Consider the following 16,754-nt stretch of genomic DNA (forward strand, 5'->3'; position numbering starts at 1 on the left):
ATATAAACCTAATATCCCTTGAACTACTACAATGAAAAAAACGTCTTTTTTCTGTCGTATATAAGGAGGAAAATTGCCGTTAATAGCAACAATGTTTGTATAATCGTCTCACTCCTTCCTATTGTCTTTATACCCTTTTTGCTGACACTGCTTGTTCAAATTTGTCGTTATTTCTAAATTAATGACGGCTATTATTTTATTTTTTGAAAACGTTCATGTAGAATTACTAGTAAGAACTAGTTTATGACAAAATGCAAAAATTATATTGGAGGAATGTAAATAATGAAAAAAATTCTTGCCGCTATTTTTGTAGCGACACTGATGTTTGCGACTGTTGGGGCAACATTGTTTGTTTCTGATACACCAACTGCAGAAGCTAAATCCTATAAATCGGGGAAAAAAGGCTTTAAAAACAATAACAATAGCTCTAATATCCAAAAATCTCAGGATAAATCTAAAGATCAAAATAATGCAACAACGAATAAAAACAATACAAACAAAACAGATACAACTTCAAAAAAAGGCGGCTTCCTTTCTGGTGGTCTTATGAAAGGTCTAATGCTGGGTGGTTTAGCTGGTTTATTATTTGGTAGCCTCTTTAGTGGTATGGGTTTGTTAGGTAATATTTTAGGTTTATTAATTAACGTTGCAGCAATTGCAGTCATCATTATGCTTGTCGTAAAAATTATCAATATGTTTAAAGATAAGAAGCGTAAAGAGGAAGCACAATGGCACAAATAATTAATGAACAGGATATTATTAATGCTATTTGCTTATCACAGGCATATTATAAAAATATTCGCCCAGAAGAAGTGTTTGTAGAGCTAACCTACGATGATGATTCAGGCTTTGGTGCTGAAGTTGAAGTGAATGGACAGATAGAGTTATTCAATACAGCAGCGATGATTGGTGCATTACGCGTATGGATTAAAGATGTCCTACATAGTGATCCATTTTCAACTGGTATCGAGCTTGTATTAGATGATGAGGAAGGCATTATTGCTAGATTGTCGTAAATAAGTTAAGCGGTACAATAAATCCTTTATTGTACCGCTTTGTTTATGTTAAAAATGTTTTTTTATCTGTTTTTGCCGTCATCAATTATAAGATCGACTACTGAGCGTCCTAGCATAAATAACAACCCCGGTCCTAGCTATTAAAACCAGTTGGGTATAGTCCCCTCTCAACCCCTGTTGGAATTAAACTAACTACAGCAAAATACAAGGTATCATGCCCATTTCAGTACAAAAACATTTGCTAACTCAAAATAAATCGCTAAAATTAACAAATATTTTCGCTGCATGGCTACGCTTCGTTGAGGATTCTGGTAAAAATTTACCATCACTACCTATAACAATACCAAGCTCATATAGCATAGTAATCGCATGCCTTGTTTCCTCATTGTAGCCAGCAATATCCGTAAAGGGCGTACTCCCTTTCACTACATATGGTTTCTTTTGTTGAAGCTCATAGGCCCGGCTAATCATTAATGCTAGCTGAGCACGAGTAATTGGCTGCCCTGGGTTAAATTTACCATCTGTTCCCTTTATAAGTCCATTTGTATACGCAGCTGCAATTTCAGACTGCGTTTTTGCATCATAGCTTGAAATATCCGTAAATGGTGCCTGTTTCTGCGTTGTTAAGCCTAAGCTTCTAACAAGTATAGACGCAGCCTGTGCACGAGTTACATTCTGTTCAGGTCTAAATGTTCCATCGGCATAGCCTTTCATAATACCTACTTTAGCTGTTTTTTGAATAAACTCCTTTGCCCAGTGATTCTCTATATCAGTAAAGCTTGAAGTATCCCCTAATGAAAAAGTTATAGTTGGACTTTGTACGCTTTCATTGCCTGCAGCGTCTACTGCTTTTACAGCGACAGTATATGTCGCATGATCATTTAAATGTTCCAACATAATTGTCGTTGTGTCGGCATTTTGTGTAGCAGTTAGCTCACCATTTACATAAACTTTGTAGCTTTCCACGCCTACATTGTCTGTAGCCTTCTGCCAATTTACCTGTACAGATGTATTATTTTGAATAGTTGTACTAATCACTTTTGATACATCCCATAATGAGCTTGCTTTAATGGCTGGTAAAAATGCCTCATTTGCGACTGCCATATAACCTGCTTCACTTAAATGTATATTTTCTGGATTTGGTAAATAGCTTGGCACGTCTTTTGCCACAATATCGTATGTCGGAACAAATATACCTCCAGCCTTTTCAACAGTTGTTTTTATTGTGGAATTTACCGTAGCCAATAATAATTTAAATTGTTTTTGTAAATCCTCACTATAGTAGGGGAAGGAATTATAATAACCCATCACATAAACCTGTGCGTTCGGATTTAGTTTTTTAATTTCTGCTAAAATAGCAGTTATATTTTTGACTGCATCTTGTGAAGCCTTTAGGATTGCCACTGCATTAATACCTGTTGTTTGAGATTCCTTTAAAATTGGTATTAAATCATTGGCGCCTGCTGTTAAGGTAATAATTTCTGCCTCCTTAATAGACGTACGAAGCTTTACCTGTTCATTTGGATAACCAAAGCCAACCACTGGCTTCTCGACATCATTTTGTAAATCTTCCAATACGTTTTTCGTAGTATAGCCTGTATAAGCAAAGCCCTTATTATATGAAGTAATGAGTCCCTCTTTCTGTAAAGCCTGTGCAACAAAATCGGCATACCCTAATCCGATAATCCCCACTTCATTCATACCATGGGCCAATGAATCCCCTAGTGCTACATAATCTACCTGAGTCACCCAGCTCGGTGCAATAAGATCTTTCCGCTCTTCAGCATTAGCACCTACTGGGACTAATAACTGCAATGCTAGTACACTACTAGCTAAAAATCGAAGTTTCTTTGAAAATTTCATACCCTCACTCCTTCAACATCTACTGATTACTATTTTAATAGATGAAGGTTAAAAAAGGGTTAAATAAGAACAAGCATTTTTTAGCTTCTATTCAGATTGAATTTTTCCGTATATACCCCCACCACCAACTTCAATTGCTAATTGACCTGTTCTTGCCAAATCAATCATCTTGGCAATTTTCGGTGGAACGATTTGTTCAAGCTGTTCTAGTGAGATGCGATGCAAAATATTCATCTCCGTACCAAAGGCATTTACTAATCGGTCCATCATTTTTGGTCCTAAGCCTGGAATAAAATCCAATGGAACTTGATGAATATAGGGTGGACGAACACGTTGATTAACAAGCTGCTCTGATAACTCCTGAATACGTAAGGCGACTCCTTTTATAATTTGCGTACTGTTACATTTTGGACAGACAGTCGTCATATTGTCTAGCTGTTCGCCACACTTTGCACAGACTGTTTGATGGTACTTACCAAGCAAAGGATTTAAACCATAATTAGCCGTTATTGCTCTCCCTTGCTGCTCTTGAAGTGCCAATTGCAATTCAGAAAAATTAGCATCAGTTAATCGTAATTTTTGATATTCCCGAGCAATCTTCCCAAGAGAGTGTGCATCAGAATTGCTGACAAATGGATAGGCTTGAAGCTCCTTAATATTGTTCACCATGTAGGTATCCGAACTTAATCCCAGTTCAATGGCGTCTATAAGCTGTGGATCGAAAACTTCTGTTAAACTTCGTTGTACGCCTTTACCAAACAGACTTTTAAATGGCGTAAATACGTGTGCAGGAATAAAAAGCCCACTTAATTCATAAACTTTCTGTTGTAGCGTTCGTGCATCGCAATATATTCGCTGAGAGCTTAAGTGGATATTTTTCATATGATTTGACATCCAAGTTGAAAACTCTCTCATCAGGTTAAGTGTTGGGAAATAGGCAAGCACATGGATAGGTCCTAAACAATTCTCATCATAAATCTCTATTTCACTTCCTGGGATCAGAGTAGTTTCCTGATAGCGTAGACCCCCTTGTTCCAATTCCTTGAGTAAACCTTGTTCCATCATCCATGCCATCTCTTCTATTACCTCTGGAGAATGGCAATCAATAATTCCAATAATATCAAGACCCTTTCTTGCACTAGCAGTCTCTAAAACATTTGCTAATGTTAACGTTTTACTGCCTGTAATTTTAACAGCACGTCCATTAAAAGTACGTCCAATATGAATATGTAAATCAGCATAAAATTCTTGCATCATTAAACTTCACTCCCTTTATTTCTTCAATTCCGCCACAGAGTAATGTGTACTGATTTTTTTGGGCTTGCTCGAAAAGCTCTTCTTCAAAATCCGTGACATCCACCGGGGCTTTATACTGATTCAACTGGTGCATATACATCTGTTGAATCAACATAAAACAGAAAAACCTCACATTGCTGCAAGGTATCTCTTTTGTTCATTATGATGGATGATTGTTATGCGTGCCATTATTTGCTTCAAAGGCACTCGAGCCCTGAGATGACATTGAAGAGGAGTCATATGCCACTAATGTCACGCCAATTTTCTTTTCCAGTTCGTTAATTTTTTCAAGCTGCTGTTGGTCTAATTGCGCAAACTTAATCTCTTCCACTATCATCAAATCCTTTCATCCATAAAGTTCCCCGAGAAAGTGTTATTTATGCGTATCAATCATCTCTCAGATCTGATTTTTTCAAGCACCTCAAAAAGCCATTCTTCAACTTCAAAATTTTGTAACAACCATCGGGGATTTTATTTTGACTTCTGTCGCTTCGCTTTGAATACAATACATTTTTTGCTTTCGCAAAGTAAAGATCTGCTAAATCAGATAAAAATGACTGACTATCAGTCATTTTCTTTGACTTTATTTTAACTATTTTGTAACATACTAATTAAGCAGGACAAAAGCGGGGGATTTCATGTCAAAGGAAGAGAAAATTATTCAAGCAGCAATTGAAGTTTTTCGTGAAAAGGGAATTGAAAAGACAAAAGTTTCCGATATCGTTAAAGCTGCAGGTATCGCACAAGGGACATTTTACCTTTATTTCCCATCACGACTTTCGGTTATGCCGGCTATTGCGAAAGTTATGGTTGAGAAAATAATTGCTGCCATTAAAGAAGGAATTTCCTTACAGGAACCTTTTGCAATGCAGCTTGATAAAGTAGTCGATATTGTTTTTTCACTAACTGAAGACTATCGGGATGTATTTGCCCTTATCTACGCTGGTATTACTCAAACTGAACATATGAAAGAATGGGAAAATATTTATGCGCCCTATTACGAATGGATGAATAATTTCTTATATGAGGCTCAACAGCAAGGAGTAATTCGCCCTTCTTTAAATACTACACAATCTTCTAAACTTATTATTGGGTTAGTAGAATCTGCAGCTGAGCAAATTTACTTGTATGATGACAGTAAAGAAGAAGCTATCAGACTGCAAAAGCTTGAACTCCTTGACTTTTTACATCATGCACTTGGCTTACGTCACACATAAGTGACGTTCTTTTTTACACGATAAATGACTGAATGTCAGTCATAAATATGATTAAACGAAAGGAAACGTAACTATGAAAAAAGATTGGCTGTATGTTGGACTAACAAGTTTATTTGAATTATTTTGGATTTTCGGCTTTAATGTTGCACATTCCTGGTGGCATTGGATTATTATCGTAGCCTTAATCGCTACGGACTTCCATTTCTTATCAAAAGCATGTGAAAACCTACCTACTGGCACAGTTTATGCAATTTTTGCTGGGGCAGGAACAATTGGTACCACATTAATGGACATTTTCATTTTTGAAGGAGAGTTTAACACTATGAAAGCGATTTTCATGTTTATTTTAATAGTAGGGGTTATTGGTCTTAAATTAGCCGATAACACTGCTAGAGATCATGATAATAAGAAAGGAGCTAATGCATAATGGGCTGGTTACTTGTATTATTAGCTGCAATATCAGAAATTATCGGGGTGGTAGGCTTACGCTTCTACAGTCAGAAAAAAACGCTTCGTAATTTATTTATATATGTGGGTGGATTTGGGTTGTCCTTTGCGCTATTATATGCCTCCTTTAACTATTTACAGTTAAGCATCGCCTATGTTGTATGGATTGGTATTGGGACTGTTGGGGCTGTCCTTGTAAATATTATATTTTTTGGCGAATCCAAAAACCGCACCCGTTTGATTAGTATCGTTGCCATTATCATTGGTGTAGCAGGTTTAAAAGCAATATCTTAATTTATTTTGCTGCTTTCGGTAGAATTTAGTAATAATGTTTGGTGAGAAGATGTCCGAAGGATTTAAAGATTTAAGCACATAGTAGTAATGATGAAGAGGGTGTTATTTGGAAGATTTGGACTGAGAATAGCTAAGGATTTTTGTAATAAATGAAGCATTGTCCTCCATTAACCACAGTCCTATCCATAGATAAACAATATGGCGTATCCGCACTAAGTGATACGCCTTTTTCATACTATCAATATTTTAATATTTTCGTATATTGCTCCGATACATACGTTAAATACGGCTTACCTGTAAGAGGGTGGGTTTGTATATCGGCATAAACACCAAATACATCTTGTAATAATGCTGGCGTAAGCACTTCTTCTGGTGTACCAGAGCAAACGATTTGACCTTTCTGTAAAACATAAATTTGATCGCAATACATAGCTGCAATATTTAGGTCATGCAAAGCAGCAACAACGGTTAAATGCAAAGTTTGAATTAAATCCATTAGCTGTAATTGATGCTGTATATCTAAATGATTTGTTGGCTCATCTAAAATAAGTATTTGTGCTTGCTGAGCAAGTGCACGTGCTACCATCACCCGTTTTTTTTCTCCACCTGACAATGAGCTGAAACTACGTTTTTCTAAATGTGTGATACCTGTTTGATTTAATGCATCCTTCACAATTTGAAAATCTCGTTCTTGATCAAGCTCCAATAATTTTTTGTGAGGTGTTCTTCCCATACTTACTAAATCATGTACTGTAAAGTCAAATAAAACCGGTGTTTCTTGACTTACTACCGCCAAATTTTTAGCAATGTTTTTACTTGATTGCTTAAAAATATCCTGCTCATTTAACAGAACCGTACCATTTTCAGGCTTTAATAGGCGGTACATATTTTTTAATAAGGTTGACTTCCCGCTACCGTTTGGACCAATTAGCCCAACAAATTGCTGTTCCCTTATTTGCATACTAACCTCATGTAATATGCGTTGATCCTGAATGGAATAGGATACCTGCCTTGCTTCTAATGTCATAGGTTTAATCTCCTTCACCGAAAGAATAATTATTACGGCGCAGTAGCCAAATGAAAAATGGTCCTCCACAAAAAGCTGTAATAATTCCAATTGGCATTTCTTCAGGAGCTATCAAAATTCGAGCAATCGCATCTGCCCAAACTAAAAAAATACCTCCTAATAAAGCACTAATTGGTATTACATATTTATAGTTAGAACCTACAATTATGCGAACAATATGTGGAATAATTAAGCCAACAAATCCAATAGAGCCGCTTACTGCAACAAGCACACCCGTTAATAAAGATACTAGTAGGATAAGCTGTAAACGAAACTGTTGGATATTGACACCTAATGTAACTGCTGCCTCTTCCCCAAGCAATAATAAATTTAAATGACGATAATGGAGCCACAGTAAGGCAAACACGACGATAAAAATAGTTGTAGGAATAATTATATTACTCCATTTTGCACCAGCTAGACTTCCAAGCATCCAATACATAACTGCCTTAATTCCACCCTCTTGCTTTGCCATCATTAAAATAAAATTCGAAATAGCAGATAAAATAAACGATACTGCCATTCCAGCAAGTAAAAGTCTAAAGACAGATATTTTTCCTCCAACACGGGCAAGGAAAAACACTAACAATATGGCTAGTAGTGAGCCTAAAAATGCAGATACTGAAAGAGCAAAAATTCCTAGGAATGAAAATGCACCTAAAATAATAACAGCTGTAGCACCGACTGTTGCCCCTGAGGATATTCCTAATATGTATGGTTCAGCTATAGAATTACGCACAAGAGCCTGTATAGCTGCTCCTGCAATTGCTAAGCCTGCTCCTACAATGGCAGCCAACAAGACGCGTGGCACCCGTATTTGCCAAATGATAATTTCTTGCGAGCGACTCCAATCCTGCTCTATAAAATTTTGGACGATTGGAATTTTGGACAGAATAACCTGCCACACATAAAGAGGTGTGATGGAAACAGATCCAACCATAACAGCCAAAGTCATAGAAATGATTAGTATTAGAAACAAAGACAGTGATAATAGTATAAATTTTTTATTCATATGTATAATACTCCTAATCAACCGTAATAGATATGAAGCAATAAAAAAGAGTATTTCATGCATAGTATGCATAGAAATACCCTAGATTCATCAACAAAGTCAGAAAGATTTCCTTCTATTGTCCGTAAATGCGTTCATCCTCGTGGGCATTACAACTATCACTAAATGGCAGGTCTCCTGGCTTCGAATCAACGTTTTATGATTACCTTCCCGTTCCTAAAACAGTGGCTAAATCATCATAAAACTCCTCGTTACAGTTGCGGGACAGCGTCGGATTTTCACCGACTTCCCTTTTAAGTGACACTTTATATAAGATGCCACACCATTAGTATCCAAACTATTAAAATTATGACGATTCTATCATACATTTAAGTAGTTAGTCTATTAATTATCATTGAGTTAACTAAACATAAATTATAGGTTGACACAAATATTTTATTTTCATACACTATTTATAGCTTTAATAGACAGGAGTGAAATTATGGCAACAGTTGCAGAACACTCTCATCATAGATTAAGAACAGTAGATATTGCCTATATTGGATTATTTTCAACGTTAATGATGATTGGTGCAAATATTACTTCTATTGTCCCTTTCATGTCTGTAGGTGGAGTCCCCATCACATTGCAAACTTTCTTTGCTATATTAGCTGGACTCGTTCTTGGTAGTAGAAAGGGTGCGCTTGCTTGTACGGTATATATGTGCATTGGCTTAGCTGGTGCACCCGTATTTGCACGTTTTGGTGGCGGCTTTGGACAAATCTTGAGCCCTACATTTGGCTTCATTGTCACATTTATTTTAGCTGCATTTATCGCAGGACTAATTGTTGAGCGCAGCGGCACAAAGAAAAGCTATATTGTTGCAGCAGTAATTGCTACAGCTATTAATTATTTACTAGGGACAAATTGGATGTACTTTGCTTATAAGCTATGGGCTAGCGCTCCAGATGCTTTCAATTATAAGATGGCCTGGCTTTGGATGATGCCGCCTTTGCCTAAGGATATTATTTTAGCAGTCTTTGCTGGTATTTTTGCGCATCGACTACAAAGGATATTAAAAATAATACCAATAAAATAGTTGAATTCTTAAAACGCCAAACCTACAAAGATGGCGTATTTCTTATAATCCTTCCATTATTTCTGCACATTTATTTGCTACATTAGGTGTAAATAGTGAGGAGGAATAAAGGATGAAGATAAAAAGAAGTTGGTTTATCAGTTTCCTGACAGTAATTACTTTCCTAACGTTATCAGGTTGCTCTGACAAGACAGAATCAGGGACGAAAAAGGACAATGACATTGAGCAGAATACAAAGATGGATCATTCAACAATGGATCATTCTAGCTCGGGTGAGGTGCCCATAGCGTTGAAAACTGCCGTAAACCCTAAATTTCCAGAAGGAAGCACAGCTATTATTACCAATGGACATATGGAAGGTATGGAGGGAGCAAAAGCAACAATTGTAGGCGCATATGATACTACTGCATATATTGTCTCCTATGATCCAGCTACAGGTGGTGAGCGTGTAGAAAATCATAAGTGGGTTATTCATGAGGAATTGATTAATCCAGATTTAGCTCCATTAGCCTCTGGTACTGAGGTTAAGACAAATGCATCTCATATGACGGGCATGGAAAATGCGACTGTTCAGATTGATAAAGCAGTCCAAACGACTGTTTATATGATTGATTACACAGCTACTACAAATGGAGAGTCTGTAAAAAATTATAAATGGGTAACTGAGGACGAATTAGAAACAGAATAAGACGCTGAACCTCTGTAGATTTCTTGCAGAGGTTCTTCTAGCTTCTAAGATCTAAAGCATTTCTCCCTGCGGACTTAAGCCATTTATAGCCAAGCCCCCAAACAGTTTGTAAATAATCATCAGCAGGAAAACCACTTTTCCGTAGTTTCTCTCGTAAATTACGTACATGTGAATCAATTGTTCGATCCTCTATCGAATCATGGTAACCCCATACAGTATTAATAAGATGCTCCCTAGTAAAAACCTTATTTTGATGCGCTAAAAATAAGGCTAGCATCCCAAATTCCTTAGGTGTTAAGGATATTTCCTTCTGTCTAAAACAAACTTCAAAGGATTCCTTGTTTAAATGTAATCCCTCAAACGACACAATATTTTCATCACTTTTTGCCCTCCTTAGAACAGCATTAATACGTGCTAGTAACACTTCTTCATCGAAGGGTTTAAGAATGTAATCATCTGCTCCTAGATTTAGACCTTTTACCATATCAGTATGCTCCCCTTTTGCTGTTAGCATAATGATGGGCACATCCCAAAACTTCCTTATTTCTTTACAGGCCTGCCAGCCATCCATTTCTGGCATCATGATATCTAAAAGTACCAGATCTACATGATTTTCTTCTAAATAGATCAGAGCCTCCTGAACGGATACCATTTCCTTACATGTGAAAACAGGCTCTAAATAAAGCTTAAGCAAGTTTAACATTCTAGGTTCATCATCTATGAGTAGTATTGTTTTCATGCTTTTTGACTCCTTTAAACGTTAAGATAAAAGTTGTTCCTTTATTTTCTATACTCTGGGCTGTAATTTCTCCTCCATGCGCCTGCACAAGCTCTTTTACAATTGAAAGCCCCAGTCCAACGCCCCCTAGTGCACGACTACGAGATTTTTCAACACGATAAAATCGTTCAAAAATATGAGGTAAATCCTTTTTGGGGATTCCCTTTCCAGTATCTTTAACGAGTATAGATACTAAATCGTCCTGTCTTTTTGCTATGACGGAGATAACGTCACCTGGTGAACAATATGATAATGCATTATTGAGGAGATTCATTAATATTTGTTCCAGCCTTGCAGCATCAGCCATTAAAGTTAATCCTTCTTCACAATGAACGTTAAAATGCAGCTGTTTTTCTTGAAAGGCAGGGCTCAATTTCCCTCTAATATTTTCCAAAATCTCATTCAATTGAAGACATTCTTTTTCAATAATAAAGGAGTTTTCGTCCATTTTAGCTAGATCAAATAATTCCCTTATTAAATGAGAGAGTCGATTTGTTTCTTCTATAATAATACCTAAATATTTTTGTCGATCTTGCTCCGTCAAATTACGTTTATAGAGAATATCCGCATAGCCTTTTATAAAGGTTAAGGGTGTTCTAAGCTCATGGGCAATGCTTGATAAAAAATCTTTGCGATCCTGTCTTAAATGATTCAACTCATCTGATAAATGCTGAATTGCTATAGCAAGATCACTTAGTTCATCCCTTCCATTCGAAGAAAGTGCCACGGAAAAGTCACCATTACTCATTTTCATAGTAGCTTCTTTCATCTGAATTAAAGGGTGAGCTAGCTTTCTAGATAAAACAATAATGACTGCAATGGTTACAAGACCTGAAACAAATCCAACAATTAAAAAATGCTTATTTAAGCGCTCCATTAATGCATGGATTGAATCTGTATTTTGAAACATAAAAATATATCCAACAGTTCTCTGTTGCTTTTGAATTGGACTAATGGTTGCAATATATTTTTCATTTTTCCAATGACGCTGCAATATTTCCCCATTATAAGGAACAGAATTCTCTAATTGATTTATATAATCTTTGATTTCAGGATGTGGGTTTGAAGACGCCAATATTGTTCCTGATATATTTGTAATAACTACATCTGTATCTTCCTCTGACTCCATTAGTACAATATGAGCTAGGGTCTCCTTGTCAAAATTTCGCTCTAAAATTGTTCTATGAGAGTTTCCTCTTGCCTGTAAGCTCGTTAGTTCCTCTTCAACCCTTGAATTGGTTAAAGAAGTATGTAAAAAGAACATCATAAATGTTTCAATGCAAAATAATGTAATAAAAAAAATGATTCCAAGCTTTAGTGAAAGTTTTCTCATTTGCTAACCACCATTTTGAGATTTCCAAAAAATACGTGACATTTGCAGGGCATTATCATGCGTTTATATGTTCGCTGAATAGGAAAAATACATCATCTCTTCCTTTGAAGTATTCTGTACCTGACGCTTCGCTTACGGTACTAAACATTTGGCTGAATCACGTCAAAAGTATAACGTAAAAATATGAAGATTTTATGCAGTAGTACAGCATTTTTAATCGAGCATCTCTTTTACCATTCTACCACCATTCAAGTGCTTTATTCGTTTCAGCAGAAGTTAAAAAGTCCTGTAAGTATACCTAGTACTTACAGGACTTCATAGTGTTGAAAAACTAAATGGTCAAGGGACTCTTTGTGAATATTTAGTCAAAATGAAGGTGATTTTCGTTCCAGGCTACTCGCTTTGTTGCTGACGCTTCGCTTTCGCACAGAGCAAAGCTTCCTGTGGGCGAGCGACGAGCCGCTTCCTGCGCCTGGAGGAACGAAGGCTAAGTGCGTCACGTCCTGTGACAACGCCTTCGTGACCAACCTCGTGTTGGCCTCAGTTTCTCGTCTGTCTCGCTATCCCACGGGAGTCGAGTAGCCTTGCACTCCAATCTGCAATAGTGTAGAACTTTAAATATTTTCTTCCTTCAAAAGTAAGGTAAAAGCACATTACTCACATTTTATGCATAAAACTACTTTGTAACTTTACATAAAGTTACTTATGGCTGTCGCGCTGCTTTCACATAGAAAAATGTTATCAAAGCTCCATTTTGCGCAAAATAGTGATGGTTAAGACTTCAATTTATCACTATACATTCATGAGCAATGGTTGATTGGAGTGTAGACTGAGTAACTCCTCGGGGATTCAGCGCCACAGATGAGACCATGGAGCGAGCAAATTAGGGGAACAAAGGCTAAAATCGTCACGTCCTGTGACAACGCCTTCGTGACCAACCTCCTGCTGCTGACGCTTCGCTTACGCGCAAAAAACATCTGTTGCCCCAAGTGGCTCATCGGACGCTCCCCAGGAAGCTCTGCGCGAAAGCGAAGCGTCAGCGGCAAATGTTTTCTGTAGCGAAAGCAAAGCGACAGCTACAAAGCACTCAGGCGGAACGGAGATTAACCCGTCGTTTTGAAAAAGGGATATACTTTTTAATTTGTCACCTTGATTTCATTGACATAATAGTATTTCAACAACATGAAGTCCTGTAAGTATACCTAGTACTTACAGGACTTTCATTATGTTAAACGTATTTTTTTGCCCAGTTTAAGAAGTTATCGATAACTAAATCAAGGAATTTTACAGTACCTTCATCTGTTAGGTTACCTTCTGCATCAAATTTTGTGTGCACAGCACCAATATAAACATCATTCCCACTAAGTAATGGTGAATTAATACCTGGGGAGAATAAAATATCTCTCAAATGTAATTGTGCTTTTACAGTACCAAGGTTACCCATCGATGCACCCATAATAATAGATGGTTTTCCAATCATTACTTTGTCTACACGAGATAACCAGTCAATTGCATTAACCATCACACCTGGTACGGTACCATTATATTCAGGTGTCACCCAAAGCACTGCATCTGCAGCTTTCACTTTTGCTTTAAAATCAAGCACGGCTTGTGGTGCATCATTTTCAATATCTTGATTATACATTGGTAGCTCATTTAAGCTTAAAACCTCAAGTTCAAACTTCTCAGCATATTGTTTTTGAATAAACTTAGCTAACTGCATATTATAAGATTCTTTTCGGATACTACCTACGATAGCTACTACTTTCATGATGTTATTTCCTCCTAAAACGTCTATTATTCTTAGTATTTGTATAGTAATTCTATTTTATACCACGTTAGTAATAAGTGGCAAATTCCTCAACTGGCTTACGATAACCTCGTAAACGACGACTGCTTTCTTTTTCCTTACCTATTGTTATCATAAGTGCAATTTCATGTGTTTCTGGCACATTAAAAAGTGCACGCATTTTTTCATTATCGAACCCAATCATTGGGCAGGTGTCCCAACCGCGATTTTTTGCAGCAAGCATAAATAACATTGCTGATAATGAAGCATTACGAATCGCCTCATCCTTCATAAAATCCTGGCCACCATCTTCATAAAATTTAGTATTCTCTGCTACAATCTCTTCTAATTCACTAGCGGTAATTATTCCTAAATCCACCATCCCCTGAGTGAGGTTGGCCGTGTTTTTATAGGCCTCTTTATCACCTAATACTAGAATCACCCCAGAAGCTGAATGTACTTTATATTGACCAAATGCTGCCTCTCTTACTTTTTCCTTCATCTCTTCATCCAAAACAATAATGTAGTTAGCATGTTGTAAGTTAAAAGCCGATGGAGCAAGCTTAACATCCTCTAAAATAGGCCGTATGTCTTCTTCAGTCATCTTAACGTCCTTTAAAAAATTATTGGCTGAACGACGCTTTTCAATTAGTTTGGAAAATTCCATTTATAAGCCCCCAATTCAGTTATGTAAATCCATCCAGTAAGCAGCATATTTCTGTTACTGGATGAATTAGTATTACTCATACTCTTTATCGAACTTTATTGTACTTCTTACAGTGTCAATAGGACGAACAAGTTCTTCAATTTGAGCACGCTTTGGCTCTAAAAATGGTGGCAATGAAAGTTTTTCACCTAAAGTTTCATAAGGCTCATCCCCCATAAACCCTGGTCCATCAGTGGCTAGTTCAAATAAAATTTGTGGCGCTACTCGTGCATAAAGTGATTCAAAGAAGTGACGATTGACATAACCAGAAGTATGGAAGCCGAAGCTATCAAATCGTTCAGTCCATTCATTCAACACAGCACGATCCTCTACTCGGAATGCGGCATGATGAACTGTACCAAAGCCTTGACGTGCTAAAGGTAGAACACTGTTGTATTCAACAACAAGTTGAGCACCGTTACCTCCCTCTCCTACCTCAAATAAATGGTAATCTCCTTCCTCAGCAATTTCAGTAAAAAGCATCACCTTTTCTAGCACATCTTTGAAATATTTAAAATTAGCAACTCGAACGAATACTGGCCCTAATCCAGTTATTGCATATTCCAAAGGGATTGGCCCATCTTTCCATGGAGTCCCAGAGGCAACACCATTATTGTGCTCATCAGAAATAAGTTGATATTGCTGATCGTCGAAATCTACGAAAGATAAAGTTTTCTTACCAAATTGTTCTTTAATGCCGGTATGATTAACCTGTAATCGGTCAAAACGTTTCACCCAATAGTCCAAAGCGGCATCCGTTGGTACACGGAAGGAGGTTTTTGAAATCTCATTTGTTCCATGCACGCCTTTTGGAATGTTCGGAAAATCAAAGAACGTCATATCTGTACCTGCGCTGCCCTTATCATCCGCAAAGAATAAATGATATGTTTGAATATCGTCCTGATTAACTGTTTTTTTTACTAAACGCATTCCTAACACCAAAGTAAAAAATTTATAATTTTCTTCAGCACTACTAGTAATTGCCGTGACGTGATGAATCCCTTTTAAATGATTCATTTAAATCCCTCCTATTATCTCGATTTCGAGATATTAATGTAAAATTGTTCATTTATTAATCGCATTAAAACCAATCTTCTTTAAAGATAGAATCATTGTTTCCAGTTCTTTAGGGTCTAATACTTCAAAAATTTCATTAATTTTTTGTTCATGCTTTGGGAAAGTCTCTTCCAATAATGCCCGTCCCTCATCTGTTAAAAAAATATAAGTGACACGGCGATCCTTCGCACAAGCAAATCGATAGACATAGCCTTTTTGTTCAAGCTTATCAATAACATAGGTAATACTGCTACTTGCAATTAATATTCTCTTTCCAATCACTTGAATAGGTTGTTCCCCACGATGGTATAAAAATTCAAGCACTGAAAATTCGGTTTGATTTAAATCATATTGTAGTAAATCTCTCCTTGTTGCTTCCTGAATCGTTTGATATGCACGGAACAAGACCGTAAAAGCCTTTAAATTACGATTGTCTTCCCTCATACCACTCCCTCTTTCTATTTACCTCGAATTTCATTATCTTTAATTCGAGATAATAATAACATATATTTCTTTATACGACAATTAATTTGTTTTAATCAGAAATTGACTTTCCCCTTTATAGCACTACTTACTTCTAAGAAATAAAACCCAGCCATTAATAGATAGCTGGATTTTAATGGATGAATTCAGCCTGCATCATTTACTTTAGACGTTTAAATTCTTTTTCACTCCCATCAACAAATTCTACTTCAATCTCAATTGATTGGAAGTCCTCTGCAATATGGAATACGGAAATAACCTGATCTATTACTTCATCATTTGGTGTAGTGGAATCAAACGTCAGCTGCTTAAAAAGAGGTTCCAGCTTCGTATAAGCTGCATCTCCCTGAAGATTTTCGTTATTTCGGGTATTCTGTAATTTCGCTGCTATGCCAGACTTTTTATTTTCGTATTCAGCTTCATAGGAATCTGTGGCAGAATAGTCTACATCCAACGAAAACTCTAAAAAATTGAAGGGTACTTGATCTGTTACGGTATCTCCGACTTGTTGATTATTTTGTTGAACTGGAGCATTTGTCGGCATATCTTGCACCTTTTCTTTTGTACAGCCATAGAGTGCGATAGTCGTAAAAAGAATAGCCATAAAAAATTTAGTTTTCATCCTTCCACTC

General features: G+C 36.8%; 20 protein-coding genes and 1 riboswitch. Of the genes, 7 read left to right on the plus strand and 13 right to left on the minus strand.

The annotated features are described in order from the left end of the window. Positions 1-282: 282 nt before the first annotated feature. Together AC2CGN_RS21620 and AC2CGN_RS21625 are read left to right on the plus strand one after the other, a co-directional pair. Positions 283-741, plus strand: coding sequence for a hypothetical protein (locus AC2CGN_RS21620; protein WP_484516150.1), 459 nt, complete (start codon positions 283-285; stop codon positions 739-741). Then, positions 729-1,016, plus strand: a complete 288-nt coding sequence (locus AC2CGN_RS21625) for a DUF2653 family protein (RefSeq protein WP_484516152.1) — start codon at positions 729-731, stop codon at positions 1,014-1,016. The genes AC2CGN_RS21620 and AC2CGN_RS21625 overlap by 13 nt, the downstream gene beginning before the upstream one ends. A 246-nt stretch (positions 1,017-1,262) precedes the next feature. Here the strand turns inward: AC2CGN_RS21625 and AC2CGN_RS21630 are convergent, their stop codons facing one another. The 4 genes from AC2CGN_RS21630 to AC2CGN_RS21645 form a co-directional block, all read right to left on the minus strand. Continuing rightward, positions 1,263-2,879, minus strand: coding sequence for an S-layer homology domain-containing protein (locus tag AC2CGN_RS21630; RefSeq protein WP_484516154.1), 1,617 nt, complete (start codon positions 2,877-2,879; stop codon positions 1,263-1,265). Positions 2,880-2,966: 87 nt separating this feature from the next. Next, entirely contained in the window at positions 2,967-4,133 is a 1,167-nt protein-coding gene (locus tag AC2CGN_RS21635) for an endonuclease Q family protein (protein WP_484516202.1), read from the minus strand. After that, positions 4,114-4,290, minus strand: coding sequence for a hypothetical protein (locus AC2CGN_RS21640; protein WP_484516156.1), 177 nt, complete (start codon positions 4,288-4,290; stop codon positions 4,114-4,116). The genes AC2CGN_RS21635 and AC2CGN_RS21640 overlap by 20 nt, the downstream gene beginning before the upstream one ends. Before the next feature lie 45 nt (positions 4,291-4,335). Next, on the minus strand, positions 4,336-4,506 hold the full coding sequence (locus AC2CGN_RS21645; RefSeq protein WP_313373302.1) for a hypothetical protein: 171 nt from the start codon (positions 4,504-4,506) through the stop codon (positions 4,336-4,338). A 307-nt stretch (positions 4,507-4,813) separates the two neighbouring features. Here AC2CGN_RS21645 and AC2CGN_RS21650 point away from each other — a divergent pair, with 307 nt between their 5' ends. From AC2CGN_RS21650 to AC2CGN_RS21660, 3 genes are all read left to right on the plus strand, one after another. After that, positions 4,814-5,392 carry a TetR/AcrR family transcriptional regulator gene (locus tag AC2CGN_RS21650; RefSeq protein WP_484516157.1) on the plus strand — a complete coding sequence of 193 codons (579 nt, stop codon included), beginning with the start codon at positions 4,814-4,816 and terminating at the stop codon, positions 5,390-5,392. A gap of 73 nt (positions 5,393-5,465) precedes the next feature. Further along, positions 5,466-5,819, plus strand: coding sequence for a DMT family transporter (locus tag AC2CGN_RS21655; protein WP_484516159.1), 354 nt, complete (start codon positions 5,466-5,468; stop codon positions 5,817-5,819). Beyond that, positions 5,819-6,133 carry a DMT family transporter gene (locus AC2CGN_RS21660; RefSeq protein WP_429983194.1) on the plus strand — a complete coding sequence of 105 codons (315 nt, stop codon included), beginning with the start codon at positions 5,819-5,821 and terminating at the stop codon, positions 6,131-6,133. Before AC2CGN_RS21655 ends, AC2CGN_RS21660 begins: the two co-directional genes overlap by 1 nt. Positions 6,134-6,371: 238 nt before the next feature. On the opposite strand, the gene AC2CGN_RS21665 is transcribed toward AC2CGN_RS21660, so the two are convergent. Beyond that, the gene (locus AC2CGN_RS21665) at positions 6,372-7,160 is read right to left on the minus strand and encodes a heme ABC transporter ATP-binding protein (protein ID WP_429989495.1); all 789 of its coding nucleotides are present in this window, start codon (positions 7,158-7,160) and stop codon (positions 6,372-6,374) included. 4 nt (positions 7,161-7,164) lie between these two features. After that, a complete protein-coding gene (locus tag AC2CGN_RS21670) occupies positions 7,165-8,211 on the minus strand; it encodes a FecCD family ABC transporter permease (protein WP_286926056.1) in 1,047 nt (348 codons plus the stop codon). Between the two features lie 150 nt (positions 8,212-8,361). Continuing rightward, positions 8,362-8,553: riboswitch (cobalamin riboswitch) on the minus strand. Positions 8,554-8,692: 139 nt separating this feature from the next. Here AC2CGN_RS21670 and AC2CGN_RS21675 point away from each other — a divergent pair. Both AC2CGN_RS21675 and AC2CGN_RS21680 read left to right on the plus strand, forming a co-directional pair. After that, complete coding sequence (locus AC2CGN_RS21675; protein ID WP_283869755.1) at positions 8,693-9,289, plus strand: biotin transporter BioY; 597 nt, start codon at positions 8,693-8,695, stop codon at positions 9,287-9,289. Positions 9,290-9,401: 112 nt separating this feature from the next. Next, a complete protein-coding gene (locus tag AC2CGN_RS21680) occupies positions 9,402-9,977 on the plus strand; it encodes a YdhK family protein (protein WP_484516162.1) in 576 nt (191 codons plus the stop codon). Between the two features lie 37 nt (positions 9,978-10,014). Here the strand turns inward: AC2CGN_RS21680 and AC2CGN_RS21685 are convergent, their stop codons facing one another. The 7 genes from AC2CGN_RS21685 to AC2CGN_RS21715 all read right to left on the minus strand — a co-directional run bounded on the left by AC2CGN_RS21685 (position 10,015) and on the right by AC2CGN_RS21715 (position 16,744). Next, a complete protein-coding gene (locus AC2CGN_RS21685) occupies positions 10,015-10,716 on the minus strand; it encodes a response regulator transcription factor (RefSeq protein WP_484516164.1) in 702 nt (233 codons plus the stop codon). After that, positions 10,691-12,088: a sensor histidine kinase gene (locus AC2CGN_RS21690; protein WP_484516166.1), complete on the minus strand. Its 1,398-nt coding sequence runs from the start codon at positions 12,086-12,088 to the stop codon at positions 10,691-10,693. Before AC2CGN_RS21690 ends, AC2CGN_RS21685 begins: the two co-directional genes overlap by 26 nt. A gap of 1,228 nt (positions 12,089-13,316) precedes the next feature. After that, positions 13,317-13,859: an NADPH-dependent FMN reductase gene (locus AC2CGN_RS21695; protein ID WP_283869758.1), complete on the minus strand. Its 543-nt coding sequence runs from the start codon at positions 13,857-13,859 to the stop codon at positions 13,317-13,319. Positions 13,860-13,926: 67 nt separating this feature from the next. Then, complete coding sequence (locus AC2CGN_RS21700) at positions 13,927-14,544, minus strand: nitroreductase family protein (protein WP_429983204.1); 618 nt, start codon at positions 14,542-14,544, stop codon at positions 13,927-13,929. Positions 14,545-14,616: 72 nt separating this feature from the next. Beyond that, positions 14,617-15,600 (minus strand): ring-cleaving dioxygenase, encoded by a 984-nt coding sequence (locus AC2CGN_RS21705; protein WP_484516168.1) that lies wholly within the window; start codon positions 15,598-15,600, stop codon positions 14,617-14,619. A 48-nt stretch (positions 15,601-15,648) separates the two neighbouring features. Further along, the gene (locus AC2CGN_RS21710) at positions 15,649-16,083 is read right to left on the minus strand and encodes a MarR family winged helix-turn-helix transcriptional regulator (protein WP_484516170.1); all 435 of its coding nucleotides are present in this window, start codon (positions 16,081-16,083) and stop codon (positions 15,649-15,651) included. Positions 16,084-16,282: 199 nt separating this feature from the next. Next, positions 16,283-16,744 (minus strand): YusW family protein, encoded by a 462-nt coding sequence (locus AC2CGN_RS21715; protein ID WP_484516172.1) that lies wholly within the window; start codon positions 16,742-16,744, stop codon positions 16,283-16,285. Positions 16,745-16,754: the final 10 nt, after the last annotated feature.

Source organism: Lysinibacillus sp. DFXJR4 (genome assembly GCF_057196045.1).